Source organism: Pararhizobium sp. (genome assembly GCF_965279435.1).
Lineage (GTDB): Bacteria > Pseudomonadota > Alphaproteobacteria > Rhizobiales > Rhizobiaceae > Pararhizobium.
Map to the genome: position 1 here is coordinate 3752030 of NZ_CBDIHY010000003.1, position 25734 is coordinate 3777763.

Here is a 25734-nt window from a genome sequence, read left to right on the forward strand (position 1 = left end):
ATGGTCCGCGAAGCGCTCAAACGCCGCAATATTCTGACCAACACCTCGGGCAATATCGGTATTTCCGCAGCCCTTGTTCTGCCACTCGTCGTCCTTTCACTCGGGCTGGGTGTCGATTTCGGCTATCTCACGCTGCAGAAGCAGGAGTTGCAGGGCGTCGCAGATCTGACCGCCATCGTCGCCGCCTCCGATCTGACCAATGCGGAAACCGTGGCACGCAATCACTTCAAGACCAATGGCCTTTCCCTGGCGGTCGCAACCAAGGATGGATTGCTCACGCCGGACGGAAAGGTCATTCCGAGGGATGCCCTCGCGGTCAAGAACGGCATCGCCACCATCGTCAAGGGACGCTATGTCCCCGACCCGGCGCTTGCCACCGGCCAGCGCTTTATCCCCAATGCCACCCCGGCGGACGCAGCCCAAGTCTCGATCGAAAAGGAAGGCTCGCTTCATCTGGCCGCGATGTTCAGCGCACCGCCGACGATGAGCGCGGTTGGCACAGCAGCCAGCACCAAACTCGCCGCCTTCTCCGTTGGTTCACGGCTGGCAAGCCTCAATGACGGCATCCTCAACCAGTTGCTGGGCCAGATGCTCGGCACGACGATATCCCTGAAGGTGATGGATTATCGGGCGCTGGTGGATGCGGATATCAACGTCCAGCCTTTCCTCAAGGGGATCGCCACCCGTTTGAACCTGACGGCGGCGAGCTATGACGATGTGCTGAAGGCCAATCTGACCATGCCGCAATTGCTTGCGTCCATGCAGGCCGTTCAAGGGGTATCCGCTGCCGCCAATTCCGCCCTGAAGGCGCTCGAGAATGCGACCAAGCTCAACAAGAAGACCTTCACGTTGTCGCAACTCCTCAATATCGATCCGAAAAAGGGAATAAAGATCGACGCCGGATCGAACTGGGCGATGAAGATCAGCGCGCTCGATATCGTCTCGACGGCGGCGGCTCTTGCCAACGGCACCAAACAGATATCGCTTGCAGCCGTGGCCGGCCTGCCGGGCATCGCCTCAGCCAGCGTCACGCTTGCCATCGGGGAGCCTCCGGTCTCAACACCGGCGCACAGGCTGGGTGCTCCAGGGACGGCCGTGCGCACTGCACAAACGCGGCTTGCCATCGAAGTCAACATCGACGGGCTGGCACTGCTTGCCGGTTTGCGGATCAAACTGCCGATCTATATCGAAGTTGCCTACGCGGAAGCCAAGCTCGCCGACATTCGCTGCTATGGCGGTTCCAACACCAATGCCAGCGTCGTGATCGATGCTGTCCCGGGTGTTGCCGAAATTGCAATCGGCACGGTTAACCCTGACATCCTGTCAGACTTCAGCGATGAGGCACGGGTCGAAAAAGCACGTATCCTCGACTCGCTGCTGGTCAGAATCGACGGTATTGCCCATGTCGAAGCCAAGAACCTGCAACCGCAGAGACTGACATTCAGCCCATCCGAGGTTGCAGCAAACGCCGTCAAGAGCGTTTCGACCAAGGACATCCTGACCTCGGCAACGCAGACGCTGCTCAACAACCTGGATGTCGATATCCAGGTGCTGTTCCTGACCCTCGGCAGCCCAAAACTCGTTCAGGCGGCGCTTGCTCAAACATTGGGTGCGGTAACACCTGCAGTCGATACATTAATCTACAACCTGCTTCTGGCGGTTGGTGTCCGGGTCGGTGAAGCCGATATTCGCGTCACCGGCGTCAACTGCCTGCAGCCGGTTCTGGTTCAGTAAATATCACAATCCGCATTCTTCTTCCTGGACCGGACGGCAATCTTGCCGTCCGGTCTTTTTTTTCGAATAGATCACCGGTGAGAACCGTCCTGTTATTTGCAGCCTTTGGTGAAACAATTGATGGACTTATACCGTTTTGCAACAGACATACGTTAACAATAGGCCCCCAGCCGATTCCCGGCTTACGATCGTACCCGTATGGACTCTCGCCAAAACCATGACCGGCACCCAGTCATCAGCGATAGACACCCCAAAAGTCAGCGTCTCTGCCGAGGTCGATCTGTTTGCGGCTAACCCTGCCCTTTTTCCGGTCCTGCAACAGGGTGCCCGGCATATGATCGAGCTTTACGATCACTTTCCCCGGATCGCCCGCCTGGTCGCCGCCCAGCAAAAATGGCTGCTCACCCAAGCCGCCTACGCACTGCACCTGCAGCGCGACCCGACCGATCCGCTTTCCGGGATTACCGCCGCAAGGCTGCTTGAGGTCATCGCCCCGACAAGTCTTGCCAGCCGCAACACCGCCACGGCATTTCTGGCCGAGTTGCGCGCCTACAAGCTTGTCCGCGACGTCACCGGCTCACCGAGCAAACGCAGCCGCCCGATGGAACCGACCGAAACCAGCCACGAGGCAATGGGCTTATGGTTTCGTGGCCAGATGCGCAGCCTCGACCTCATCGATAAAGGTGACCGGGTAGCGCGATTGGAAGCCAATCTGGACATATTCCGTTACGCCCAGCCGCTCGCCGCCAAGCGGCTGATCGCCGACCAGGAATGGCGTGAACCGCCGGTCAGCATCTCCTGTTTCGTCTGGACCGAATATGGCGGGTTGATCCTGGACGATTTCATTTCGCGGATCGCCAATGTCGAACCGGTCGACGGCTGTTACTGGGTCGAGGACTTACGGTTTTCTGAGCTTTCCAGCCACTACAGCCTCTCCCGCACGCATGTCCGTCGCCTGTTTACGCGGGCCGAAGCCATGGGCTCGCTGGGCTGGCAGGACCGGAATGGTATCCGAAACAGAATTTGGGCGACGGCCTCCTTTGTGGACGACTACAAGCGCTGGCAGTCCGTCAAGTTTTGCGCACTGGAATGGGCCTACAATCAGGCAGTCCGGTCGATCGGCAAGGATACCTTCTGAAAGACAGCCGGTTCCGGTCCAAGTCTTCAGCTGTTCGCAGGCTCTCAGCTATTCGACTGCGCGAATTGTGGCAGATCATCATTGATCTCATAAAAATCGGCCTTGTCGGCGCAGAAGATATGAACGCCGAATGCCAGGCCGGTCGGGCCGTTGAACGCTCCGGCCATGATCGAGGTATAATCGAGACTATCCATCTTCCAGAACAGCGCCGAACCGCAGGTCTTGCAAAAGCCGCGGCGCGCCTGCGGGCTTGAACGATACCAGGTGATATTCTCGGCTCCTTCAAGCTCCAGTCCGCTGTCCAGAACATTGGTCGCCGCATAGTAGAGCCCGGTCTGCTTGCGGCATTGGGAACAATGGCAGGCAACCACTTCGCGCAGTTCACCCTGCGTGCGAAAGCTGACGGCGCCGCAATTGCACGACCCGGTATTTTCTTTTGCCATGCTCATCCCCTTGAACTGAAATCCTGCCCGCCTTGCGGACATTAAAAAACCGGGCCAGCATTGTCAGCTGGCCCGGTTCTGTCAAATTCAATGCGCTCAAGGTTTTGATCAGTGGCGCTGATCAGCCGTTGACCACCATCCGCTTTTCGTCACGGCCGCCCTTCATGCGCTCGGCAAGAAGGAAGGCGAGTTCGAGCGCCTGGTCAGCATTCAGGCGCGGGTCGCAATGGGTATGGTAGCGATCGCCAAGGTCGGCGCCGGACAGCGCACGGGCGCCACCGGTGCATTCCGTCACGTCATTGCCGGTCATCTCGATATGGATGCCGCCCGGATGCGTACCCTCGGCGCGGTGGATCTGGAAGAAGCTTTCGACTTCCGACAGGATCCGCTCGAACGGACGGGTCTTGTAGTTGTTGAGCGTGATCGTGTTGCCGTGCATCGGATCACAGGACCAGACGACCTTGCGGCCTTCCTTCTCGACCGCACGGATCAGGCGCGGCAGGTTTTCGGCAACCTTGTCATGGCCAAAGCGGCAGATCAGCGTCAGGCGGCCGGCTTCGTTCTGCGGGTTGAGCAGGTCGATCAATTCGATCAGGCCATCCGCCGTCAGCGACGGGCCGCACTTGAGCCCAAGCGGGTTCTTGATGCCACGGCAATATTCGATATGCGCGTGATCGGCCTGACGTGTCCGGTCGCCGATCCAGATCATGTGGCCAGACGTCGCGTACCAGTCGCCCGAAGTCGAATCGACGCGGGTCAGCGCCTGCTCGTAGCCGAGCAGCAGCGCCTCATGGCTGGTGAAGAAATCGGTTTCGCGCAGATTCGGATTGGTCTCCGGTGTGATGCCGATCGCCTTCATGAAATCCATCGTTTCGGAGATCCGGTCGGCGAGCTTGCGGTAGCGCTCGGCCTGCGGGCTTTCCTTGACGAAACCGAGCATCCACTGGTGCACGTTGTCGAGATTGGCATAGCCGCCCATCGCGAAGGCGCGTAAAAGGTTGAGCGTCGCAGCCGACTGGCGATAGGCCATGATCTGGCGCTCAGGGTCCGGGATACGGGCCTTCTCGGTGAATTCGATACCGTTGATGATGTCACCACGATAGCTCGGCAGCTCAATATCGCCCTGCTTCTCGATATTGGAGGAGCGCGGCTTGGCGAACTGACCGGCAATACGGCCAACCTTGACCACAGGCTGCTGGGCGCCGAACGTCAGGACGACGGCCATCTGCAGGAACGCGCGGAAGAAGTCGCGGATGGTGTCCGCGCCATGTTCGGCGAAACTCTCGGCGCAATCGCCGCCCTGCAGGAGGAAACCCTTGCCTTCCGAAACATTGGCAAGCTGGCTCTTCAGGCGCCGTGCCTCACCGGCAAAAACCAGCGGCGGATAGGTCGCGAGCTGTGCTTCGGCGGCGGCGAGCGCTGCCATATCCGGAAAATCCGGCACCTGCTGGATGGGCTTCTGCCGCCAGCTGTTCGGGGTCCAATTCTGTACCATGTCGATCACCTGTTCTCTTGCGCAAGGTCCGCCGCAGCAGCAGTCGCATCGCTGGATTATGTCCGGGCAATGCCGCCTGAAACCGGTTTTGAACCGTGTATCAACGGCACAATTCCTGAACCGCCGCCTTCCTTATATGGAAAACGGCAATTTTGCGGATGCGGGCTTATAAACGTTAACATGGGGATTGCAAAGCCATTGTGCCAGCAAAGTGCGCGTGCCACCGGCGCGCCCTACCCTGCATTGCCACGTGTTTGGCGCAACAGCCTACCGCTTCACCCGATCCGCTCGCCGTTCTTGATCCGGTAGCTCGGATTGTACATCGTCACCAGCTCTTCCGATGCGGTTGGATGCACCGCCATGGTCCGGTCGAAATCGTCCTTGGTGCAGCCGGCTTTCAGCGTAATTCCAAGCAATTGCGCCATTTCGCCGGCCTCGTGGCCAAGGATATGGGCACCCAGAACCTTGCGGTCGGCAGCATTGACGACCAGCTTCATGATGGTCTTTTCGCTGCGTCCGGAAAGCGTCGCCTTCATCGGCCGGAATTCGGCGCGGTAGATTTCAATATCCTCGAATTTCTTTCCGGCCTCGTCTTCCGACAACCCGACCGTACCGATTTCCGGCTGCGAGAACACTGCCGTGGCAATCAGATCATGATCCGGGGATGTCGGGTTGCCCTTGTACTCCGTCTCGATGAAGCACATCGCCTCATGGATGGCCACAGGCGTCAGCTGAACGCGGTCGGTCACATCACCCAGCGCATAAACGCCGGGCGCACTGGTGCGCGAAAACGCGTCGATGATGATCGCACCGCGCTCGTTGACGGCAATGCCAGCGGCCTCCAGGCCAAGCCCCTTGGTGTTGGGCACGCGGCCGAGCGCCAGTATCACCTGATCGGCGGTCAAGGCACCGTGCTTCTTTGTTTCCACCACCAGCCTGCCATCGGCATTTTTGCTGACGGACTGGATCAGGTCCTCGCACAGGATACGGATACCCTTCTGTTCCATTGCCGCATGCAGGCCGCGCCGCATGTCCTGGTCGAAGCGCGACAGGATTTCCTTGCCGCGATAGATCAGCGTCGTCTCGACACCGAGGCCATGGAAGATGTTGGCAAATTCAACCGCAATGTAGCCGCCGCCGGCAATCACGATCGCTTTCGGCAGTTCCGGCAGATCGAAGGCTTCGTTCGAGCTGATGCAGAGCTCATGGCCCGGCAGCGCATCGTGGGAGCTGGGATGACCGCCAACCGCGATGACGATCCGCTCGGCCGTCACCGTCCTGCCGCTGTCCAGCAGCTTGATCGTATTCGGTCCGGTGAGCTCTGCCCTTGTGTGCAGAATTTCCGCCCCGGCGTTGGCCAGGCCCTTCTGATAGAGCCCCTCCAGCCGGGTGATTTCCTTGTCCTTGGCGGCAACCAGCTTTTTCCAGTCGAACGTGCTTTCGCCGACGGTCCAGCCATATCCTTCCGCATCCTCGAAATGCTCGGCAAACTGCGACGCATAGACATAAAGCTTCTTCGGTACACAGCCGCGGATCACGCAGGTGCCGCCATAGCGGAACTCTTCGGCGATCGCCACCTTCTTGCCCATCGCTGCAGCAAGCCGGCCGCTGCGCACGCCGCCGGAGCCGCCGCCAATAACGAAGAGCTCATAATCGAAAGAAGCCATGATGAAATACTCCCGGCAGGGTCATATGCGAAGGGAGGCGGTCACGGGGCAAGGCTGCGGCCCCGAAGGACAACAGAGCGCCTCACCGGCGATTCCGCCGTGTGATGGTGATATAGGGCGGCGGGATACAAAATGAAAAGCCCGGAATGACCCGGGCTTAAGCAATTCGGCGTGAGGCATGCGACCGGCAAACCGGTAGCCGTTCCTTATTGTGCAGGCGTGACCGGAGCCGTGCCATCGATCGGCTGCTGACCGGCGGTCAGGGTCGCGCTCAGATCCTTGGTTGCGGCCGCGTTCAGATCGCGGGAAATACCGGCGGCCCAGATGTCGGCAGCCTTGACCATTTCGCGTGAAGCGATCGGGCCATCGTTCAAAAGCTTCTTGCCGGCGTCGGACGTGTAGAATGTCGTGATCGCATTCAACTGCTCGACCGTGAAGGTCTTGGCATAGATCGTTGCCGCTTCACGCTCCAGGTCGGCGCGGCGTGCAGCCAGCTCAAGCGCCTTGGCGTCGACCGTCTTGGAAATCAGGTCTTCATAGTTCGGCGAGGACTGGATGAGCGTCGTCTTCAGGCGTTCAGCCAGGTTCGGCAGGATGTTGTCAAAACCGTTGGTGGCATTGATCGCGGCGATGGCACCACGCGCAGCCTTGATTTGTTCGTCCGTTACATCCTGCGCCCGCAGGGTCGGAACCATGACGGCGGAAAGGATGATGGCCGTTGCAGCCACTGTACGGCCGAGACCTGCGAAATTGATCATGTCTGTAACGCTCCTGTCAGTTGACGCCGGGTTTCGCGCGCGCCTTGCATCTGCGAACCCCTGCATAATTCAATTTTAAAGCTGTCGCCACTGTATCGGGCACTCCCGATCGGCGGCGACGCTGGTAACGATCCTGCGCGGCCAAATCGGCCGCAACCGGTCAAGCCGTCATCACCCTCGCCCCCACCGGACCGGCGATGATGGCAAGAGAGGCGATGCCGATGAAAAGCCCATGTTCGACCACGCCGGGAATGGCGTTCAATTCGCATGCAAGCGCATCTGCATCAGGAATGCGGCCAAAAGATGCGTCCAGAATCAGATGTCCACCGTCAGTCATGAACGGCCCGTCGCCGGAAGCGCGGACATTGATTTCGCCGGAAAGTCCGATCCGCGCCGCAAGTTTTTCAACGGCGATACGGGTGGCGCCCAGTCCAAAGGAGTTGACTTCGATCGGCAGCTTGAAGGCACCGAGCGTCTCCACGACCTTGGTTTCATCGGCGATCACGATCATCCGTGCCGACGCGCAGGCAACGATCTTTTCCCGCAGCAGCGCGCCGCCGCCGCCCTTGATCAGGCGCAGCATCGGATCCACCTCGTCCGCACCATCAATGGTCAGGTCGAGCTCCGGGAGTTCTTCGAGCGACTTCAACGGCACGCCGAGTTCCAGGCAAAGCCTTGCCGTGCGCTCCGATGTCGGCACGCCCTCGACCCGAAAACCACCAGCCACTTTTTCGGCCAGCAGACGAACGAATTCTTCCGCCGTCGATCCGGTACCGATGCCAAGTCTCATGCCGTCTTCGACATAGTCGAGCGCTGCAGCCGCAGCCTTGATCTTCATTTGACGGGCGTCCATGCGCCACAATCTCCTCAAAACGCCCCGATGGGCTGCCGAAAAACACGGTGCCAATCATTCCGCTGAGACGTTTACACGGCTGCAACGGCAAACAAAAGCCCCAATAGCGGCCAGAATGCAAAAGCGAACCGGGCGCTGTCACGTAAAGTTGCGATTGCTTTTCTCGCCCGCTTCCCCTACCCGAATGGCAACATTTCCCCCAAGTTTCAAGAGGTTCCAGTGTCCGCATCCGTTGTCGTGTTTGATCTTGATGGAACCCTCGTCGATACCGCGCCCGATCTGGTCGCCAGCCTCAACCATGCGGTGACGCAGGCTGGCCTTGCACCTGTGACCTATGACGACCTGACGCATCTGGTCGGCCACGGCGCCAAGGCGATGATCGAACGCACGTTCACGCTGCGCGGCCAGACACTGTCCAGCAAGGACCTCGATTGGCAGATGAAGGAATTCATCGACTTCTATCACGGCTCGATGCCAGGCGATTCTTTCCCCTATCCCGGCGTCGTCACCGCGATGGACCGCCTGTCTGCCGCCGGCTACACGCTTGCCGTCTGCACCAACAAGCTGGAAATGCTCGCCAGAAGCCTGCTGGAGGGCCTTGGCCTGACATCCCGCTTCGCTGCCATTACCGGCGGTGATACATTTGCCGTGCGCAAGCCCGATGCCGAACACCTGCTATCGACCATCCGGCTTGCCGGCGGTGCGCCTGAAAAGTCAGTGATGGTCGGCGATAGCCTCAACGACATTTTGGTGGCGAAAAACGCGTCCGTTCGCTCGATCGGCGTTCCCTTCGGCTATTCCGACGTACCGATCGAAAGCCTGCAACCGGATATCATCGTGCGTCATTTCGACGAGCTGACCCCTGACCTGATCGAGCGCCTGATCACCCAGGCGTAAAGATCGCCGGCACACAAAAAAGGCGGCTCGGGGCCGCCTTTTTCATGTTGTATGTCGGATGAAACGTCCTCACCCTTCGGCGCGGCGTGCCTGACGCGTGGCTTCGAGTGCGCGCTCCATATACATATCGCGATCGTAGACATCGTGGAAATATTCGACCGTACCGTCCTTGTTCGGCCACGCCGTGAAATAGGCGACATAGACCGGGATCTTTTCCGGTACGGACACGCCCTTGTTGCGGCCTCCGGCAATCTGCTTGCCGACATCCTCAACCGACGTTCCGAGCACGGCAGCCGCCATCCGGCGCGGATCGGCCAGACGCACGCAACCATGGCTGAGCGCCCGGTCATCCTTCTTGAAGAAGCTCTTCGACGGCGTGTCGTGCATGTAGATCGCATGCGCGTTCGGGAACAGGATCTTCAGTTCGCCCAGCGCATTGTCGCTGCTTGGCGGCTGGCGCACGGCGACACCGGCCGTGGAACCGTTCCAGTTGATATCGGAAGACGACACTGGCCGTCCCTTGAGCTCCACCTGATAACCGAGCCGATCGAGATAGCTCGGATCATTGCGCAGCTTTGGCAGCATCTCGTTGATGATGATCGACTGCGGCACCCCCCAATAGGGGTTAAATTCAACCGTCTGGATCTGGTCTTCAAAGAAGAATGTCTGGTGCGCCTTTGAACCGACAACCACCCGCATCGAAAACTGCTCGGCGCCCTTGTCGTGGTAATAGACCATGTAGGCGGGCTGGTTGATGAAGACATAGCGGCTGCCGAGATCGGCGGGCAGCCAGCGTGCCTGCTCCATGGCGATCCGCACCTTGGCGGCCTTGCTTTCGGTCGTATCCCCACCCGTCAGGATGCGGATCGACGCCTTGCCGACGACGCCGTCCGGCGTCAGGCCGTGTTCCTTCTGGAAGCCCTCGACCAGCGCCACCAGTTCCGGCGTATAATCCGGCGTGCCCTGATAGGCGGACAGCGTCAGCGCATGTTCGACCTTCAGCGCATCCGACCCCTTGACGCGGATGGCCGCGACCACATTGGCCAGCTCCGGATTGTTGATACCCGGCTTCAGGAGCGTGCCCGGCGCAATCGTGATCCGTGGTGCGTTACCAGTCTGCGCCTGCAGCGCCGCCAGTTCCCGCTTCAGCGCCAGGAATTCCTCGCCGGAAGGCGTCTGGGAATTCAGATAGGCGGCAACGTCATGGCTTCTGGCAATATTTTCCAGCTTGCCGGTGAGGTTGACGGCCTTGCGTTTAAAATCGTGATAGCCGGAAATCTTGTTGGGATCGATCCGGCCGCGCACCGTGTCGGCGATATAGGTCAGCGTAGCGGCAGACAATTGGATTTCGAACTCGACCAGCGACTTTTCGCGCGCAGCCATGTCGTTGCGGTCGAACGTGTCGGACGGCACAGTGACGGCATAATCCTGCGGATCAAGACCGACATTCGCCGCCTGCTCCAAGACCGTCAGTGCAGCTTTGGCAGCCGCATTCGGCGCATCGCCGTCAATCCAGACGAACCCGTCGCGACCGGCATAAAACGTCTCGATAGCCTTGGCGACATCGGCCGGGGCATAAGCTGTGACATCGGGAAGAAACTGGCGGGCATCCGTGAGCGCCGCAGTTGGCGCCGGCGGCAGAACGTCGCGGCTGACGGAACCGGTCACCACCTGATCGACAAGCTTGGCTGTCGCGATCCGGCGCAACGGCTCGGCTTTGTAAGTGTAGTATTGCGGCGAGGTCACCTTCGGTAGCGGGCGCACGGCCTGCTTCTGCACCGGCTGAACCTGCTCTACGCCCGGCAGCGGCTGATATTCTTCCACTACCGGCTTTTTTTTGCGAAAAAGATCCAACAGGTTCAGCGCTTCTGCGCGCTGGACGCCAAGAGAGGCGAACGCACACCCGGTCATCAGTGTCACGATCGCAGCAGTCTTCATCAACTTCATAGGTTCACTCGTCCCCGTATCGCATTGCCGCCATCAGCGGTTCGCGCCTGATGCTCCGTCATGTCACCAGGCTTTCGTACTTATAAGAAAGGATGGTGAATGAAAAGGAAACGCACACCCTGGAAGGCCTCCGCCAGCCGTCACAAATGTGTGAGAACCCAGCCTCATGAAGACGGATGACGGCGCCCAAAAATTTGAATTCCTTAGATTATTTCTTCATGATCAAAAAAATCGGCATTCCTTGCTAAAATTGCGCCGTCCGCGCCCAAAACTATCCGCCCGCTTGTGTCTGAAAAAGCACAGCTTCATTGCTGTTTACCGGGCTGAACGGTCAGCGTTGCGAATGATCTGAGGAAACCCGAAGAGAGACCATTTTAAACGATTGTAGCATGGCGCCCGCCCCTGCAACCTCTTTACAAGCACCAGCCACCTGGGCCAGAGAGAACCGCATCACAGCTTCAGACCGTCGCGATGCGGCGGCCTCATCCACCCTACGGTATCGACGCCGCCCGGCCTTGCTACCGAATGACGAAAGCAGGGATTACGATGACATCAACGCGCACGGAAACAGATACGTTCGGCCCGATCGAAGTCGCCAGCGACCGCTATTGGGGCGCACAGGCGCAACGCTCGCTCGGCAATTTCAAGATCGGCTGGGAAAAGCAGCCGCTGTCGATCGTGCGCGCACTCGGCGTCGTCAAGCAGGCAGCCTCCCGCGCCAACATGGAACTGCAGGGTCTTGATCCAGTCATCGGCAACGCGATCATCGCGGCCGCTCAGGAAGTCATCGACGGCAAGCTCAACGATCATTTCCCGCTCGTCGTCTGGCAGACCGGTTCCGGCACACAGTCGAACATGAACGCCAACGAAGTCATCTCTAACCGGGCGATCGAAATGCTCGGCGGCGTCATGGGCTCGAAAAAGCCGGTGCACCCGAACGACCACGTCAACATGAGCCAGTCGTCGAACGACACCTATCCGACGGCCATGCACATTGCCTGCGCCGAGCGCGTCGTTCACGACCTTCTGCCGGCACTCAAGCATCTGCACGCAGCGCTCGTCGCCAAGGTGAAGGCCTTCGATCACATCATCAAGATCGGCCGCACCCATACGCAGGACGCTACCCCGCTGACACTCGGCCAGGAATTCTCCGGTTATGCCGCGCAGGTCGCATCCTCGATCAAGCGCATCGAAATGACGCTTCCCGGTCTCTGCGAACTCGCTCAGGGCGGCACGGCCGTCGGAACCGGCCTCAACGCGCCGATCGGCTTTGCCGAAAAGGTCGCCGATGAGATTGCCAAGATTACCGGCATTGCCTTCGTCACCGCACCCAACAAGTTCGAAGCGCTCGCCGCCCACGATTCGATGGTGTTCAGCCACGGCGCCATCAACTCGGCTGCCGCAGCGCTGTTCAAGATCGCCAACGACATCCGCTTCCTCGGCTCCGGCCCGCGTTCTGGCCTTGGCGAACTGTCGCTGCCGGAAAACGAGCCGGGCTCGTCGATCATGCCGGGCAAGGTCAACCCGACCCAGTGCGAAGCCCTGACGCAGGTCTGCGTCCAGGTGTTCGGCAACAATGCAGCACTGACCTTTGCCGGTAGTCAGGGCCATTTCGAGCTCAACGTCTACAATCCGCTGATGGCATATAACTTCCTGCAGTCGGTACAGCTGCTGTCCGACGCCGTCGTTTCCTTCACCGACAATTGCGTTGTCGGCATTGAGGCCCGCGAAGACAATATCAAGGCGGCACTCGACCGCTCGCTGATGCTGGTCACGGCACTGGCCCCGAAGATCGGCTATGACAATGCAGCCAAGATCGCCAAGACCGCCCACAAAAACGGCACGACCCTGCGCGAAGAGGCGGTTGGCGGCGGCTACGTCACCGACGCCGAGTTCGATGCGGCGGTTCGCCCCGAAACGATGATCAGCCCGTCCTGATCTGGCATCGACGCAATCTCCGGTAGTTCATTCGGGCAGCCATCACGGCTGCCCGTTTTCGTTTGGCAATGCTACAGGCTTTATCTACGTGCAATCTAATTGACCAAATTTGTCAAACGTTAAGCCTTCCAAAATCTTTAATCCCTAAAACTAGTGGCTGGAGACAACAAAACAGGAGCTTGCCATGCAAGCGGCTTCGAACAAGGCTCAAATACCGGACATCGCAGCGCAGGTAACCTATGCGATGCGCATCATGGGTATCTCGCCGCTACCGCGCAACTATGAGCTTTATTATGAGGCTTATATTGGCTCCAACCCCAAATTGACCAAGGAACTGGCTGCGCTCGGCAGCCGTGCCACCCAGGAAGAACTGGACGAGATCGGCGCCCGCTATTTCAGCCATTTCCATCATGCCGCAGGCATCGACCGGGCCCACAACCATCTGACAAGCGAGCTCGCTGAACTTCTCAAGCTGTTGAGAGACGAACAGTTCGCGCTTGAGAACTACAACAAGCTGCTGGATGAGACCTATCAGAACATCACCGGCAAAAGCAGTTCCAGCGCCGAAATCCTGCGCCAGTGCGTCAGCCTCTTGACCGAGGCAACGGCAGACACTATGAGCCAGGGCAAGGAACGCGCCGAAAACGTGTCGATGAAATCCTTCGAAATGGAAGTCATCCGGCAGGAACTGGACGAATACAAGCGCATCGCCAATACGGATTCGCTGACGCGCCTCGCCAACCGCCGGGCATTCGATGAGAAACTCGCCTCGATCTACAATTCAGACCAGCAGCGCACCTTTACCGGCCTGTTGATTGCCGACATCGACCACTTCAAAAAGGTCAATGACAGCTACGGCCATCCGGTCGGCGACAAGATTCTGGCGACCGTCGGCACGGTCATCCGTGCAAACCTGCGCCGCGACGCCTTTGTGGCGCGCACCGGCGGCGAGGAATTCGCCATCATCCTCGGTGACAACAGCCTCGAGGAGAGCCTGCAGGTGGCAGAGCGCATCCGCAATGCGCTGGCAACCACGCCCTTCAAGAATTCCAAGACCGGCGTCAACTATGGCCCGATCACGCTGTCCGTCGGTGTCTGCCAGGCATCGCATGCCGACGACCCGACCGACCTCTACAACAAGGCCGACATTGCGCTCTATTGCGCCAAGAACGCCGGCCGCAACAGGACAATCCTGTTTGAAGAGGGCATGAAGAAGGATACCGGCAAGAACTGGCTGATCTACCGCAAATAGACGGCAATGCCATTGACAGATAGGGGCGCCCAAGTGGCGCCCTTTGTTATTCTTGCGATCTGGGAAACGGCCACACTAGCGGCAGGCAGAAACACCCGCCGCTTTGCCGATGGCGATCAGTTCGGGGCGGTATTCGAAATGCATGGTGTCGTAGTGATACCAGCGCCCGCCCCAGATAAAACCGTGGCGCTCGAAGGCATCGACGATCTTCATCGGGTATTTATTCCTGTATTCTGCCACCCTGCCCGGCTTGCCACCGGACCAGATCCAGTAATCCGCATATTTGGTATTGATATCGATCGCCGCACCGAAACTGTGGACCGACATGTTGGGTGCGCCGGAAACCTTGCGCCAGTTGAAGGTACCGGCCGAGGGCGCCAGAAACGCCTTCATCTCTGGCATCGCCTTCAGCTCGTCACGCACTTTTTCAAGCGCTGCCGCAGCACCGTGCCGGTTTGTGACGCGAAGCGTTTTGCCGAACCACTCGACCGGAACCAGCGATGCCTTCACCTCGTTTGCGGATTTGCCGTAAAGCCGCATCATCAGCGCATCGCTGCGAATACGGCCCGGATCGAAATTAACATTGGGCTTGGTCTCGCATGGGCCTGCCGGATAGATCTGGGATAGGCTGTCCTCGATATCGCCTGCCGCCAGTTTTTCCACATGGTTCTTGGCCTTGCCGTCATCGACCGGCAGAAAGCCCCCATCGCGAAAACGGACCGACCCGTCTTCATGCTTCGAAAGCCCATCGGGATAGGCCGAGACCAGTAAATCCAGTTTCTGGGTAAGCGTCAGATCAGCAGAAAAGGCGGGAAACGCGACAGCCAGCAGGGCCGCAAATGCAAGGCTGGCGAGCTCCCGGTCAATCGACCGTGACATTGATATAGTCGCCGTCGGCACCACGGAAAATCTGCACGGTGATGACGGAACCGCCCTGCAGCAGCGCCCGGGCAGCACGGCTCTCGATCGTGCCGTATTCGAGCATGCGTTCGGCCTTTTCGCGGTTCTTGGCGGAAGCGAAGAAACTGTCGCCCTCATCGCCGGGCTGGCTGACGCCATAGCGATGATAGTTCGCCCGGTCCTGCCGGATAACCTGCCATGGTTCGGTCAGCGCCTGACCATTGGAGTTGTAGAGGTCTTCCTCGCCGATATAGGCGTTGTATTCCTCGACTAACCGGTCAGCGCGGGCAATGCCTGCCGAAGGGCCAAACGCCATCACGGTTGTCAGAAAAACGGCCTTGTATGTCATGTGTATCCCCCGACAGACGAAATCTTGTTTTGTATTCATTGAACGAAATAGGATGCTCGTTGTTGAAAAAACGTTTCATCACCGGGATTTATTCGACCGGCCTTGCGCCGCTACCACATGGTTTTCGCGGCACGTTCCGGCCATTCACGGTCATAGGTGTCGTTGTCGAAATCCGCCTTGGCGGCCTTCAGCAACGTGCCTGGCGTCGGCAACGACTGCGGATCGATAAAACGCTCCGGATTCCAGATCTGCGAGCGGATCAACGCCCGGGCGCACTGGAAATAGACTTCGCCGATCGTAACGACGATGACGCTGCGCGGATGTTTGCCATCGACCTCGAACGATCCGGTCAGCTCGGGATCGACACTAAGCACGGCCGTGCCGTTAATCCGCATCGTCGTCGTGGAGCCGGGCACGAGAAACATCAGGGCCACGCGTGGATCACGGACGATATTGGCGAGCGAATCAACCCGGTTGTTGCCGCGCCAGTCCGGCATCAGCACGGTCTTGTCGTCGGCGATCCGGACGACGCAGGCATCGTCGCCGCGCGGCGAACAGTCGAGCCCCTCCGGTCCGACCGTGGCAAGCGCTGCAAACGGGGATGCCTCGATCATACTGGCATAGTCCGGTGTCAGCCGGCTGGTGACCTTGACCAGCGACGCTTCGCTCGCGCCACCGTAAAGCGCATTCAGTTCTTCCACCGTGCGAATAATCGTCATGCCGTTCTCCATCGACGCTATCTCCACCAGCCCCTCTCCAACGGGGCGCTGGCGATCCTTTCGACCGATAGCATGACACGTTTATGACGGCATCTTGAAATTCGCTCAGGCAGCCTCTCGCCGGTCCGCTGCTCCAGCATGAATGAAGGCATTGATCCGCGCGATGACAGGTGCGGCTGAGACGATCCGGCGGTGACCGAGGCCGTTTGCCCACACGAGTTCGATATTGCCGCCTGCCGCCGCATAGCGCCGCGCATGGTTGGCGGAAACTTCCTTGTCATCCTCAGCATGGATGACCAGCACCGGCGCCGTTACCATGCCAAGAATGCGGGCCGCATCGAAATCTTCGAGCCTGCGGCCGAACAGGCGAGCGACCATGTCCTCCAGCGCCATCTGGGTCCTGGCAGAAAGCCGGAGGTATTTCCCGAAACCTTTGAAAAGCCAGGTCATCTCGCTGGGCGCGCCGATCAGCACCATTTTCTGGGCAACATGCGACGGCACATCATCCACAACGCCACCGGCAGCACAAGCAAGGCTTGCACCGCCGAACGAATGGCCGACGGCAACGTTAAAGCCGCCAAACTGCCGCCACGCCGCATCGATGGCACGGACTGCAGCCGGCATGGTCAACGTCCGGCCCGGCGAGGCACCATGTCCCGGCCAGTCCAGGGCCACCACCTCGGCGCCACCCGCCGTCAGCCCGTCGATCATCGCCGCCAGATAGTCGCTGCGTGATCCCCATCCATGCACCAGCAGTATGCGCTTGGCCGCGTCGCCGTTCGATAGCGCATCAAAATGCCTGGCCGTGATCCAGCCGCCGTCAAACGACAGCGTCACCGGCCGCGCTCTGGCCATGACGGGTATTGCTGCTGCAAGTGCCGTCTTTTCCTTGCCGCTCTTCGGTGTCCGGGATGGCGTGATGCTGAACAAGCGAAATGCCAACCGCCCCGCCAACTCCGGTGAGAATGCCGCAACGGTTTTCAGCGCAAGGCGGGTGACCTTGATCGCAAACGATGCCATAGTGGGATTCCCTTTAAATGTTCAATGATGAACATTATTGTACAACGATGAACAAAAAGCAAGAGACGATCGAACAGCATCATTTTCCCTGGGATCATCCGCGTTTCCGCAGCTGGATCGCCGTCGCCCGCGCCTGCCAGCTGATGCAGCAGACGCTGACGCGCAAGCTTGCCGAGCTCGACATCAAGCCGCCGCATCTGGATATCCTGATCAACCTCTATCGCTTCGACGGAATCTCGCAGCAGGAACTGGCGCGAAAGCTGCTGGTCGGCCGCTCCAACATGAGCATGCTTCTACCGCTTCTGGAAAAGCGCGGCCTGATCGAGCGGCGCGGCGACGAGAAGGACAAGCGCGTGCTGCGGCTGTCGCTGACGGCAAGCGGCCGCCTCCTGACCGAACAGGCGATGGAGATCCAGACGGCGCTGATCGACAAGTCGCTGGAGAGCGAACCGATCGAGGAGTGCCTGATGGTCGCCCAATCGATGGAGCGGCTGATCCAGCGGCTGTTGAAAGAGGACGGTGCGCTCGACTAGCGAGTGGTAAGACGCGCGTCAGCGCGGTTTTTCCGCCTTGTCCCGGGTCATGCCCTTGTCAGCCAGATCCTGTTCGTAAGCCGCAAACAGCGTCTCGCCCGTGGCGCCGAGCTCACGCAGATAATTCCAGGTAAAAATGCCGGTATCGTGACCATCGTCGAAGCCAATGCGCACGCCGTAATTGCCGGTCGGCGTCATCGAGATGATCGAGACATTGCGCTTCCCGGGCACGGTCAGGCCCTGCCCCGGTCCATGGCCCTGCACTTCCGCTGAAGGCGAGAGAACCCGTAGCATTTCCGCCGAAAGATCGACGGACGTGCTGTCGTTGAAGGCAACCGTTAGCCGATGACGGTCCTTTGACACGCGCAGTTCGGTCGGCCAGATATCGCTCATGCCATGCAGTCTCCATTGGTGCGCTGAAGCACTAGCGCAGTTTCCTCCCGGAGGGAATTGCCTGCCGGCGCCGTGCACTTTCCTTGATCATAACCCCGCACTTCCCCCTGATCATAAGCCCGCACTTCCCCTGATCATAAGAAAGTGTTTCGCGCCGGTTTTCTGATGCTTTTGCCCTCTTTCGCCTTGACGCGGCCGGTTTTGGTCACGACATTGAAGGAATAGGGAGAATTGTCTTGAATACCGTCACCATTGACAGGATCGGCGCCCATAAACTGGTCGATGCCAAAACACCGATGATCGACCCGTTTGGGCGGGCCGTGACCTATCTCAGGGTTTCGGTGACGGATCGCTGCGACTTCCGCTGCACCTATTGCATGGCTGAGAACATGACCTTCCTGCCGAAGAAGGATCTTTTGACGCTGGAGGAGCTGAACCGGCTCTGTTCCGCCTTCATCGCCAAGGGTGTGCGAAAATTGCGGCTGACCGGTGGCGAACCCCTGGTGCGCAAGAACGTCATGTTCCTGGTGCGCGAACTCGGCAAGCATGTGCATGCAGGCACGCTCGACGAGCTGACACTCACCACCAACGGCTCGCAGCTGTCGAAATTTGCTGCCGAGCTCGCCGATTGCGGTGTGCGCCGTATCAATGTCTCGCTCGACACGCTCGATCCCCAAAAATTCAAGCAGATCACCCGCTGGGGCGAATTGTCGAAGGTCATGGAAGGCATCGATGCCGCACAGGCCGCCGGCATCCATGTCAAGATCAATGCCGTCGCGCTCAAAGGCTTCAATGACGCGGAAATCCCCGGTATGATGCGCTGGGCGCATGGCCGCAGCATGGACCTGACGCTGATCGAAACCATGCCGATGGGCGAGATCGACGAGGACCGCACCGATCACTACATGCCGCTGTCGGAATTGCGCGACACGCTTGCCGAACAGTTCAGCTTCTCCGACATCGCCTACAAGACCGGCGGCCCGGCGCGTTATCTGCAGGTGGCGGAAACCGGCGGCCGGCTTGGCCTGATCACGCCGATGACCCATAACTTCTGCGAGAGCTGCAACCGCGTCCGCCTCACCTGCACCGGCACGCTCTATATGTGCCTCGGCCAGAACGATGCCGCCGACCTGCGCACGGCTCTGCGCGCCTCCGATGACGACACCTATCTGTCGACCGTCATCGACGAGGCGATCACCCGCAAGCCCAAGGGCCACGACTTCATCATCGACCGCACCCGCAACAAGCCCGCCGTCGCCAGACATATGAGCGTCACGGGCGGCTAAGAGAAAATCTTTTCGGGACAGGCGCGGGATATCGATGTCGACCACAAAGATGCACGACGACGAGCTTGATATTAACAAGCCACTCGTGAGCCGCCTGATCGCCGAACAATTTCCAGATTGGGCCGGCCTTCCTCTCGAAGCCGTCCTGTCAGCCGGTACCGACAATGCCATCTACCGGCTGGGAGATGACATGGCGGTGCGTCTGCCACGCCGTACGGGCGCCGCCCAGCAGGTGGAAAAGGAAAGCCGTTGGCTCCCGCGCCTTGCCCCGCACCTGCCGCTTGCAGTTCCCGTTCCGCTGGCGCTCGGCATCCCCGCAGCCGGCTATCCCTTCCATTGGTCGGTCTGCCGTTGGCTCGCAGGCAAGGACGCTGTTGTCAGCCCGATCGCTGATCTGCACGAGGCTGCCGTCAGTCTTTCCCCATTCGTCTCTGCTTTGCAGAAAATCGACATCACCGGCGGCCCGCCACCGGGCGCCCATAATTTTTTTCGCGGTGCTTCGCTGGCCAGTCGGGATGCACAAACGCGGGCCGCAATCGAAAGCCTGAACGGCATCATTGAAACGGCTCCGTTGATACGAGCCTGGAATGCCGCTCTGGAGATCGAGCCGTGGGACAAGCCACCCGTCTGGCTCCATGGCGATATTCACGCCGGAAACCTTTTGACCGAACAGGGACGTCTCACCGCCGTCATAGACTTCGGCGGTCTCGGCATCGGCGATCCCGCATGTGACCTGATGGTCGGCTGGAACCTGCTGACGCCCGAGGCCCGCGCCACGTTCCGCTCTGGCGTTACCGTTGACGACGCAACATGGGGCAGAGCCAGAGGCTGGGCCCTGTCCGTCGCAGTCGTCGCCCTGCCTTACTACCTCGATACCAACCCGACCCTCGTTGCAATATCACGTCACGCCATCAGGCAGGTTCTTGCCGATCATGCGGACGGATTGGGCGACTGACCTGTAGCAACGAAAAGCCGGCCGTTTTAAACCGGGCGGCACTGACTTCCGAGAAACTCTACGGATGGTCTTTCTGGCAGATGGACTACCTCAAACTCCGTCATCCTCACCCCTGTGCTGGGGATCCAGTGACCCGACGTCGGTCGGGTCAAAGGACTATTCCAGCTGAAAGACTTGACCTGGTTGGATGCCCGCCACAAGGGCGAGCATGATGGGGAAATTAGGTACCAAAATGATAAGAGGTGAGCCCAATTTTCAAAGGTTACGTTCGTCGCGGGTCTGAGCCGCTCGTTTTAAGGAGCCTCCAGGCGCATCAACCTTTCACGCCTCAAGCCGCGTAGCTTCTGCCATACGCCTGCACCCGGCCACCCGATACCGAGCGGCTGGTGCCGGTCTTGAAGCGTTCGATCTTCTCGTTGAGGATATCGACCTGATGGCGCAGACCGTGGATTTCCGCGGTGTTTTCCTCGACCATGGCGGCGTTCTGCTGGGTGATCAGCTCGACCTCGCGCACCGCCTCGTTGACCTCGTTGAGGCCGCGATACTGGTCGGCGGCAGCCGATTCGATGTTGCTGACTAGCTGGTGGATGGTCGAGATGTGATCGTTGATGACGGTCAGTGCCTTGCCGGTTTCCTGTACCAGCTCCACGCCACCGCGCACCTGCACAGAGCTTTCCGAAATCAGCCCCTTGATCTCGCGCGCGGCCCCCGCACAGCGCTGGGCAAGCTCGCGGACTTCCTGAGCGACGACGGCAAAGCCGCGGCCGGCATCACCGGCACGGGCTGCCTCGACCCCGGCATTCAGCGCCAGAAGGTTGGTCTGGAAGGCGATCTCGTCGATGACGCCGATGATCGTCGAAATTTTGTCTGACGACTTGTTGATTGCCGCCATCGCGTCGATTGCCTTGGCGACGACTTCGCCGGAGTGCTTCGCATAGCTGTGGGTCTGATCAACCGAGACGGTAGTTTTGCGGGCACTTTCGGCCGTCGAGCGGACGATTTCCGTCAACTGGCCAAGGGCGCGCGAGCTTTCTTCCAGTGCTGCCGCCTGCTGTTCGGTGCGGCGGGCAAGATCGTCTGCGGAGGTTGCCAGATTGCCGGTTCCGCTGGTGATCTCGTCGGTCACCGAGCGGACATCGATCAGCGTCGCCCGCAGCGCCTCGACGGCGTTGTTATAGGTGCGGGCCATGACGATGTAATCTTCGGACAGATCCTCCGCCATGCCCTCCTCCAGATTGCCGTCGGCGAGCTTGGCGAGCACGTCGGAGAGCGCAGTCAACGCTTCCATCTGGTCGGCCTCGATGCGGGCGCGTTCGCGGCGGCGAAGAGCTTCCTCTTCGGCCGATAGCGTGCGGGCGGCTTCCGCCTCCTGGCCCAGCCGGACGTTTTCAACGGCATTGTCACGGAACACGGCAACCGAGCGCACCATGTCGCCGATCTCATCACCGCGATTGCGGCCTTCGATGGCGACCTCGAGATCGCCATTGGCAAGCCGCGTCATCGTCTCGGTCACCCGCTTCAGCGGACCGCGCAGGGTCTCGATCAGCATCAGGCCGCCGACGATGGCGAGCAGCGTGCCGGCAACCATGGCGATGATCGACACATCGGCAGAACGCTGGCTGTCCTTCTTGCCTGCTTCCTGGGCACTACTGACGAAATTCTCCAGCGTCTGGCTGGCGTCTGCCACCAGTGTTGCCGCTTCAGCCTTGGCTGCCTGCCAGCGGGCGCCGACATCGATCAGCTGGGCCGTGCCGGTATCGATCTGCTCAAGCGACGGTGCCAGCTTGCCGGCCAGATCGCGCAGCGCCGCATTCTTGGCGCCCATTTCGGACAGCTTCGTCACGCTTTCGCGCACTGCGGCAATATCGGCAATCACGCTGTCACGGCTCGCCGTATCGAGCTTGCGGTGCAGTTCGCTGATATGCAACCGTGTATCGTCAAGTCCCTTGAAGGTCTCGTTCATCAGGCCGATCAGCGTCTTCAGGGTCGAAATCTCGCTGTCCATGCCGACAAAACGCTTGGCCGCCGTGTCCGAATTGGCGACGGCTTCCTTGGCGAAATCGGCTTCGTATTTTGAAAACTTGATCATTGCCGAACCGAGCTGCGTCTTCTTGACGTCATTGGTATCGCCGCTGGCCAGAATATCCTGAATGACCATGGTATCGGCCTTCACTTCGCCAATCCGCTTCAAAACCTTGTCGGACGCGATCTTTTCGGCTTCGGCGATCTGCTTGCGCAGGTGCGGCATCAGCGTGGCGGCCTGTTGCACCTTGGCATCCGGCGCCATCGCCATGGTGACCGGCAGGCGGAATTTCTTGATGCGTTCGGCAAGCCCCTGATAGGCGGCAGCATCGAACAGCAGCGCCTTTGCAAAGGATTCCTTCTCGCCGGATTCCTTGCGCAGGATGTCGATCTGCTTGAAGGCGGTGTTGCCCTGCGCCGTCATGTCGGCCAGCGCCGCATCGAGCGAGGCCGTGACAGTGTCGCGCTCAGTCTTGATCGACCAGAGCTTGTCCTGTTGCCCGCGCATCGCTTCCCCGAGCGAAACGACCGAGTGGACCTTGGCCTTGTCTTCGCCGGCGGTCAGCAGGCCATCCAGTGTACGAATACCGCTTTCCTGCTCGTCGATGCGGCCGGCAAGCGCTGAGCGCGCCTCCTCGGTGGGATTATCGACAAAACTTTGCAGCCCACTGCGCAGCGACTGGAAATCGGAGAGATTGTTGATCGTTTCCCGTGTCACGGTCATGTGCCCGTTCAGCGTGCTCGCGGTAAAATAACCGACAAGGCCAATACCTGCGATGAGCACCACCAGCGGCACGACGAACAGCAAAACCTTGGTGACAATGCGCAGGCGCTGCAAAGAGCGATCGATCAGGGACATTCCGTACTCCAGATGTTGAGCAAATCGGACATTTCCGCCAGATTGCTCTCTGGTTGAGAACGAACGAACCGGGGCGCAGCGATAGTGCTTACCGGAATGTCATCCGGTTGACCTGAACGGAAATACTTGCCGTTACGTCAACCTTATTCGCATCATGCGAAGGGCAGCGGAATTCCGGCAAGATAGGCAGCGAAACTTAATATTTCGCCAAAAATACCGAGGTTTAATCTTGCGCTTAAAAAATCGGCACAGCCATATTTCGCGGTTCTACAAGACTGATGGAAATGGCTATTCTTGCATTGCTGCGATCAATTCAAACACACGAAGGATCGCAGTTGCATAAAAGAAATGCCGATGCTTTAGAGATAGGCAAGACCAGCAGCGCAGACTTCCAGCCCGCCGCATCGCTGATTTGTAAAACCGGGCAGCGCTGAGAACGGATTTTTGGAATAATGCAACCTACCGCCAATTTTCGCGGCGCCATTTTCATGTGTTTGGCCATGGCGGGCTTCACCTGCAACGACGCGTTGATAAAATCCGTCACCGGCGTCATGAACACCGGCCAGATCATGCTGGTACGCGGCTTCTTCACATCGGTGCTGGTTATGCTGCTCGCGCGCCATTTCGGCGCCATGCGCTCGTTCCGGCTGGTTCTGTCACCGGTGGTCGCCCTGCGCATCGCTGCCGAAGTCGGCGCCTCGATCTCCTATATCTACGCGCTCGGGCAAATCCCGCTCGCCAATGCCTCGGCGATCCTGCAGGCACTGCCACTGGCCGTCACGCTGGGAGCAGCGCTGTTCCTCGGCGAACCCGTCGGCTGGCAGCGCTGGCTGGCAATCCTTGTCGGTTTCGCTGGCGTGCTGATCGTGCTCAGGCCCGGGCCGGAAGGTTTCACCGGCGCAGCACTCAGCGTCGTGGCCTCGGTGGTCTTTGCGGCCATCCGGGATCTGTGCACCCGGCGGATCGACCCCGCCGTGCCGTCGCTGTTCATTTCCGTCATCACCGCCACGGTCATAACAATGACGGGTGCGGTCTTGATCGTGCCACTCGGTGGCTGGCAGCCAATGTCGATGGCCTCGATCGGCATTCTGGCCGCCGCCAGCCTGCTGCTTCTTGTCGGCTATCAGTGTATCGTGCTGGCCATGCGCAACGGCGAAATCGCTATCGTCGCTCCCTTCCGCTATACAAGCCTGATCTGGTCGATCAGCATCGGTGTCCTGTTCTTTACCGAGGAGCCGGATGTCTGGATGGTCACGGGCGTGGCGATCATCATCGCGTCCGGGCTTTATACATTCACCCGCGAAAACAAACGGCGGACCGTCCTCGCGCAGCAGTCCGAACCGGGATCGCCGAAATGACGGGACTGAAAGGCAGGACAGCTCGATGATTGTATCGGCAACCCCATCGGCAAATCTCCCGCGCGGCGTCGTCCTGGCCGGCGGCCTGTCTTCGCGCATGGGCCAAGACAAGGCGGCTGTGATGCTTGGCGGCAAACCGCTTGTCCATCATGTCATCGAACGCCTTGCCCCACAGACGGCCGGCCTTAGCGTCAACAGCAACATGAGCACCGACCTGGACCTTGCTCCCGCCATTGCCGTCTTTGGTGATACCGTTCCAGGCCATGTGGGACCTATGGCAGGCGTGCTTTCGGGCATGCGCCATGCGGCAAGACATTCTGCTGTGGTTAGCCACGTCGCCACCGTTCCGACTGACACACCGTTCTTTCCACCGGACCTTGTTGCACGCCTTCAGGCAGCGATAACCCAGCCCAGCGAGATCGCCGTCGCCTATTCGGCCGGCGTCATGCACCCGGTGTTCGCCCTCTGGCCGGTCGCCCTCGCCGATGAACTTGAACATTGGCTGCTGACCGACGACAAACGCCGGGTACGCGGCTTCATCGAACGTCACCCGGTGGCGAAGGTCGATTTCCCCATGATCGAAACGGTGGGCGGACCGATCGACCCGTTCTTCAACATCAATACGCCTGCCGACCTCGAAACGGCCGAACGCTGGCTGCCGCTTATCGAGAGGATTGAACGATGACACCGCCAGAAACCGCCGGCCCGAAAGTCTTCGGCATCGCCGGCTGGAAGAATTCAGGCAAGACCGGCCTTGCCGTCCGCCTCGTCACCGAACTGACGCAGCGCGGCTATCGCGTCTCAACGGTCAAGCATGCCCATCATGATTTCGATATCGACAAGGTCGGTGCCGACAGTTTTCGCCATCGCGAAGCCGGCGCCCATGAAGTGACGATCGTCTCAGGCACGCGCTATGCCATCATGCACGAATTGCGGGGCGCGGCTGAACCGACATTCCCGGAAATCCTCGCACGCCTTGCCCCGTGCGATCTGGTGCTGATCGAAGGCTACAAGCGCGAACCCATTCCGAAGATCGAGGCCCGCCGGCTGGACTCAAAAAACCGCGAGCCGCTCGCACCTACCGATCCACACATCATAGCCATTGCTGCAGACCACCCGGTCGAGGACAGCGGGCTCATCGTGTTCGATCTCAACGACACGCTGGCCATCGCCGATTTCATCGAGCGCACCACCGGCTTGAAAAAACAGGATTGAAAG

Annotated in this window: 24 protein-coding genes; 12 read left to right on the forward strand and 12 right to left on the reverse strand. The window is 59.6% G+C overall.

What is annotated here, in order from left to right; translation table 11 throughout:
* Together ACQY8Q_RS24020 and ACQY8Q_RS24025 are read left to right on the forward strand one after the other, a co-directional pair.
* Complete coding sequence (locus tag ACQY8Q_RS24020; RefSeq protein WP_428428962.1) at positions 1 to 1734, forward strand: pilus assembly protein TadG-related protein; 1734 nt, start codon at positions 1 to 3, stop codon at positions 1732 to 1734.
* A 217-nt stretch (positions 1735 to 1951) separates the two neighbouring features.
* Positions 1952 to 2872: a hypothetical protein gene (locus ACQY8Q_RS24025; protein ID WP_428428963.1), complete on the forward strand. Its 921-nt coding sequence runs from the start codon at positions 1952 to 1954 to the stop codon at positions 2870 to 2872.
* Positions 2873 to 2916: 44 nt separating this feature from the next.
* Here the strand turns inward: ACQY8Q_RS24025 and ACQY8Q_RS24030 are convergent, their stop codons facing one another.
* From ACQY8Q_RS24030 to rpiA, 5 genes are all read right to left on the reverse strand, one after another.
* Positions 2917 to 3315, reverse strand: a complete 399-nt coding sequence (locus ACQY8Q_RS24030) for a GFA family protein (RefSeq protein ID WP_428428964.1) — start codon at positions 3313 to 3315, stop codon at positions 2917 to 2919.
* A 121-nt stretch (positions 3316 to 3436) separates the two neighbouring features.
* Entirely contained in the window at positions 3437 to 4810 is a 1374-nt protein-coding gene (locus ACQY8Q_RS24035) for a class II 3-deoxy-7-phosphoheptulonate synthase (protein ID WP_113244794.1), read from the reverse strand.
* 275 nt (positions 4811 to 5085) lie between these two features.
* Positions 5086 to 6477 (reverse strand): glutathione-disulfide reductase, encoded by a 1392-nt coding sequence (gene gor / locus ACQY8Q_RS24040; protein ID WP_428428965.1) that lies wholly within the window; start codon positions 6475 to 6477, stop codon positions 5086 to 5088.
* A gap of 206 nt (positions 6478 to 6683) precedes the next feature.
* Positions 6684 to 7235 carry a DUF2059 domain-containing protein gene (locus tag ACQY8Q_RS24045; RefSeq protein ID WP_428428966.1) on the reverse strand — a complete coding sequence of 184 codons (552 nt, stop codon included), beginning with the start codon at positions 7233 to 7235 and terminating at the stop codon, positions 6684 to 6686.
* Between the two features lie 160 nt (positions 7236 to 7395).
* A complete protein-coding gene (gene rpiA / locus ACQY8Q_RS24050; RefSeq protein WP_428428968.1) occupies positions 7396 to 8088 on the reverse strand; it encodes a ribose-5-phosphate isomerase RpiA in 693 nt (230 codons plus the stop codon).
* A gap of 219 nt (positions 8089 to 8307) precedes the next feature.
* Here rpiA and gph point away from each other — a divergent pair, with 219 nt between their 5' ends.
* Positions 8308 to 8985 carry a phosphoglycolate phosphatase gene (gene gph / locus ACQY8Q_RS24055; protein WP_428428969.1) on the forward strand — a complete coding sequence of 226 codons (678 nt, stop codon included), beginning with the start codon at positions 8308 to 8310 and terminating at the stop codon, positions 8983 to 8985.
* A gap of 69 nt (positions 8986 to 9054) precedes the next feature.
* Here gph and ACQY8Q_RS24060 read toward each other — a convergent pair whose 3' ends face one another.
* Positions 9055 to 10932, reverse strand: coding sequence for a L,D-transpeptidase family protein (locus ACQY8Q_RS24060; protein WP_428428971.1), 1878 nt, complete (start codon positions 10930 to 10932; stop codon positions 9055 to 9057).
* Positions 10933 to 11403: 471 nt separating this feature from the next.
* On the opposite strand from ACQY8Q_RS24060, the gene fumC reads away from it, so the two are divergent.
* Both fumC and ACQY8Q_RS24070 read left to right on the forward strand, forming a co-directional pair.
* Complete coding sequence (fumC, locus tag ACQY8Q_RS24065; protein WP_428428972.1) at positions 11404 to 12870, forward strand: class II fumarate hydratase; 1467 nt, start codon at positions 11404 to 11406, stop codon at positions 12868 to 12870.
* A gap of 184 nt (positions 12871 to 13054) precedes the next feature.
* A complete protein-coding gene (locus tag ACQY8Q_RS24070; RefSeq protein WP_428428973.1) occupies positions 13055 to 14122 on the forward strand; it encodes a GGDEF domain-containing protein in 1068 nt (355 codons plus the stop codon).
* Positions 14123 to 14197: 75 nt separating this feature from the next.
* On the opposite strand, the gene ACQY8Q_RS24075 is transcribed toward ACQY8Q_RS24070, so the two are convergent.
* From ACQY8Q_RS24075 to ACQY8Q_RS24090, 4 genes are all read right to left on the reverse strand, one after another.
* Positions 14198 to 15001, reverse strand: coding sequence for a M15 family metallopeptidase (locus ACQY8Q_RS24075; RefSeq protein WP_428428975.1), 804 nt, complete (start codon positions 14999 to 15001; stop codon positions 14198 to 14200).
* Entirely contained in the window at positions 14985 to 15371 is a 387-nt protein-coding gene (locus ACQY8Q_RS24080) for a hypothetical protein (protein ID WP_428428977.1), read from the reverse strand. Before ACQY8Q_RS24080 ends, ACQY8Q_RS24075 begins: the two co-directional genes overlap by 17 nt.
* 110 nt (positions 15372 to 15481) lie before the next feature.
* A complete protein-coding gene (locus ACQY8Q_RS24085; RefSeq protein ID WP_428428979.1) occupies positions 15482 to 16090 on the reverse strand; it encodes a pyridoxamine 5'-phosphate oxidase family protein in 609 nt (202 codons plus the stop codon).
* Between the two features lie 105 nt (positions 16091 to 16195).
* The gene (locus ACQY8Q_RS24090) at positions 16196 to 17110 is read right to left on the reverse strand and encodes an alpha/beta hydrolase (protein ID WP_428428981.1); all 915 of its coding nucleotides are present in this window, start codon (positions 17108 to 17110) and stop codon (positions 16196 to 16198) included.
* Positions 17111 to 17157: 47 nt separating this feature from the next.
* On the opposite strand from ACQY8Q_RS24090, the gene ACQY8Q_RS24095 reads away from it, so the two are divergent.
* Positions 17158 to 17643: a MarR family winged helix-turn-helix transcriptional regulator gene (locus ACQY8Q_RS24095; protein ID WP_428428982.1), complete on the forward strand. Its 486-nt coding sequence runs from the start codon at positions 17158 to 17160 to the stop codon at positions 17641 to 17643.
* Between the two features lie 18 nt (positions 17644 to 17661).
* Here the strand turns inward: ACQY8Q_RS24095 and ACQY8Q_RS24100 are convergent, their stop codons facing one another.
* Positions 17662 to 18036 carry a gamma-butyrobetaine hydroxylase-like domain-containing protein gene (locus tag ACQY8Q_RS24100; protein ID WP_428428983.1) on the reverse strand — a complete coding sequence of 125 codons (375 nt, stop codon included), beginning with the start codon at positions 18034 to 18036 and terminating at the stop codon, positions 17662 to 17664.
* Positions 18037 to 18332: 296 nt separating this feature from the next.
* Here ACQY8Q_RS24100 and moaA point away from each other — a divergent pair, with 296 nt between their 5' ends.
* Both moaA and ACQY8Q_RS24110 read left to right on the forward strand, forming a co-directional pair.
* Positions 18333 to 19322, forward strand: a complete 990-nt coding sequence (gene moaA / locus ACQY8Q_RS24105) for a GTP 3',8-cyclase MoaA (protein ID WP_428429858.1) — start codon at positions 18333 to 18335, stop codon at positions 19320 to 19322.
* Positions 19323 to 19356: 34 nt separating this feature from the next.
* Positions 19357 to 20277: an aminoglycoside phosphotransferase family protein gene (locus ACQY8Q_RS24110; protein ID WP_428428984.1), complete on the forward strand. Its 921-nt coding sequence runs from the start codon at positions 19357 to 19359 to the stop codon at positions 20275 to 20277.
* Between the two features lie 328 nt (positions 20278 to 20605).
* Here ACQY8Q_RS24110 and ACQY8Q_RS24115 read toward each other — a convergent pair whose 3' ends face one another.
* Complete coding sequence (locus tag ACQY8Q_RS24115) at positions 20606 to 23158, reverse strand: methyl-accepting chemotaxis protein (RefSeq protein WP_428428985.1); 2553 nt, start codon at positions 23156 to 23158, stop codon at positions 20606 to 20608.
* A 284-nt stretch (positions 23159 to 23442) separates the two neighbouring features.
* Here ACQY8Q_RS24115 and ACQY8Q_RS24120 point away from each other — a divergent pair, with 284 nt between their 5' ends.
* The 4 genes from ACQY8Q_RS24120 to mobB are packed head-to-tail and all read left to right on the forward strand — an operon-like array spanning position 23443 to position 25731.
* Entirely contained in the window at positions 23443 to 23592 is a 150-nt protein-coding gene (locus ACQY8Q_RS24120; protein ID WP_428428987.1) for a hypothetical protein, read from the forward strand.
* Between the two features lie 18 nt (positions 23593 to 23610).
* Positions 23611 to 24516: a DMT family transporter gene (locus ACQY8Q_RS24125; protein ID WP_428428988.1), complete on the forward strand. Its 906-nt coding sequence runs from the start codon at positions 23611 to 23613 to the stop codon at positions 24514 to 24516.
* A gap of 28 nt (positions 24517 to 24544) precedes the next feature.
* A complete protein-coding gene (mobA, locus tag ACQY8Q_RS24130) occupies positions 24545 to 25201 on the forward strand; it encodes a molybdenum cofactor guanylyltransferase MobA (protein ID WP_428429859.1) in 657 nt (218 codons plus the stop codon).
* Positions 25198 to 25731 carry a molybdopterin-guanine dinucleotide biosynthesis protein B gene (gene mobB / locus ACQY8Q_RS24135; protein ID WP_428428989.1) on the forward strand — a complete coding sequence of 178 codons (534 nt, stop codon included), beginning with the start codon at positions 25198 to 25200 and terminating at the stop codon, positions 25729 to 25731. The genes mobA and mobB overlap by 4 nt, the downstream gene beginning before the upstream one ends.
* Positions 25732 to 25734 lie beyond the last annotated feature (3 nt).

Excerpts from the sequence above, each read along its gene's own strand:
- ACQY8Q_RS24020 (WP_428428962.1), top strand. The coding sequence starts at position 1 with ATGGTCCGCGAAGCGCTCAAACGCCGCAATATTCTGACCAACACCTCG.
- ACQY8Q_RS24025 (WP_428428963.1), top strand. The coding sequence starts at position 1,952 with ATGACCGGCACCCAGTCATCAGCGATAGACACCCCAAAAGTCAGCGTC.
- ACQY8Q_RS24030 (WP_428428964.1), bottom strand. The coding sequence starts at position 3,315 with ATGGCAAAAGAAAATACCGGGTCGTGCAATTGCGGCGCCGTCAGCTTT.
- ACQY8Q_RS24035 (WP_113244794.1), bottom strand. The coding sequence starts at position 4,810 with ATGGTACAGAATTGGACCCCGAACAGCTGGCGGCAGAAGCCCATCCAG.
- gor (WP_428428965.1), bottom strand. The coding sequence starts at position 6,477 with ATGGCTTCTTTCGATTATGAGCTCTTCGTTATTGGCGGCGGCTCCGGC.
- ACQY8Q_RS24045 (WP_428428966.1), bottom strand. The coding sequence starts at position 7,235 with ATGATCAATTTCGCAGGTCTCGGCCGTACAGTGGCTGCAACGGCCATC.
- rpiA (WP_428428968.1), bottom strand. The coding sequence starts at position 8,088 with ATGGACGCCCGTCAAATGAAGATCAAGGCTGCGGCTGCAGCGCTCGAC.
- ACQY8Q_RS24060 (WP_428428971.1), bottom strand. The coding sequence starts at position 10,932 with ATGAAGTTGATGAAGACTGCTGCGATCGTGACACTGATGACCGGGTGT.
- fumC (WP_428428972.1), top strand. The coding sequence starts at position 11,404 with ATGCGGCGGCCTCATCCACCCTACGGTATCGACGCCGCCCGGCCTTGC.
- ACQY8Q_RS24070 (WP_428428973.1), top strand. The coding sequence starts at position 13,055 with ATGCAAGCGGCTTCGAACAAGGCTCAAATACCGGACATCGCAGCGCAG.
- ACQY8Q_RS24075 (WP_428428975.1), bottom strand. The coding sequence starts at position 15,001 with ATGTCACGGTCGATTGACCGGGAGCTCGCCAGCCTTGCATTTGCGGCC.
- ACQY8Q_RS24080 (WP_428428977.1), bottom strand. The coding sequence starts at position 15,371 with ATGACATACAAGGCCGTTTTTCTGACAACCGTGATGGCGTTTGGCCCT.
- ACQY8Q_RS24085 (WP_428428979.1), bottom strand. The coding sequence starts at position 16,090 with ATGACGATTATTCGCACGGTGGAAGAACTGAATGCGCTTTACGGTGGC.
- ACQY8Q_RS24090 (WP_428428981.1), bottom strand. The coding sequence starts at position 17,110 with ATGGCATCGTTTGCGATCAAGGTCACCCGCCTTGCGCTGAAAACCGTT.
- ACQY8Q_RS24095 (WP_428428982.1), top strand. The coding sequence starts at position 17,158 with ATGAACAAAAAGCAAGAGACGATCGAACAGCATCATTTTCCCTGGGAT.
- ACQY8Q_RS24100 (WP_428428983.1), bottom strand. The coding sequence starts at position 18,036 with ATGAGCGATATCTGGCCGACCGAACTGCGCGTGTCAAAGGACCGTCAT.
- moaA (WP_428429858.1), top strand. The coding sequence starts at position 18,333 with ATGATCGACCCGTTTGGGCGGGCCGTGACCTATCTCAGGGTTTCGGTG.
- ACQY8Q_RS24110 (WP_428428984.1), top strand. The coding sequence starts at position 19,357 with ATGTCGACCACAAAGATGCACGACGACGAGCTTGATATTAACAAGCCA.
- ACQY8Q_RS24115 (WP_428428985.1), bottom strand. The coding sequence starts at position 23,158 with ATGTCCCTGATCGATCGCTCTTTGCAGCGCCTGCGCATTGTCACCAAG.
- ACQY8Q_RS24120 (WP_428428987.1), top strand. The coding sequence starts at position 23,443 with ATGGCTATTCTTGCATTGCTGCGATCAATTCAAACACACGAAGGATCG.
- ACQY8Q_RS24125 (WP_428428988.1), top strand. The coding sequence starts at position 23,611 with ATGCAACCTACCGCCAATTTTCGCGGCGCCATTTTCATGTGTTTGGCC.
- mobB (WP_428428989.1), top strand. The coding sequence starts at position 25,198 with ATGACACCGCCAGAAACCGCCGGCCCGAAAGTCTTCGGCATCGCCGGC.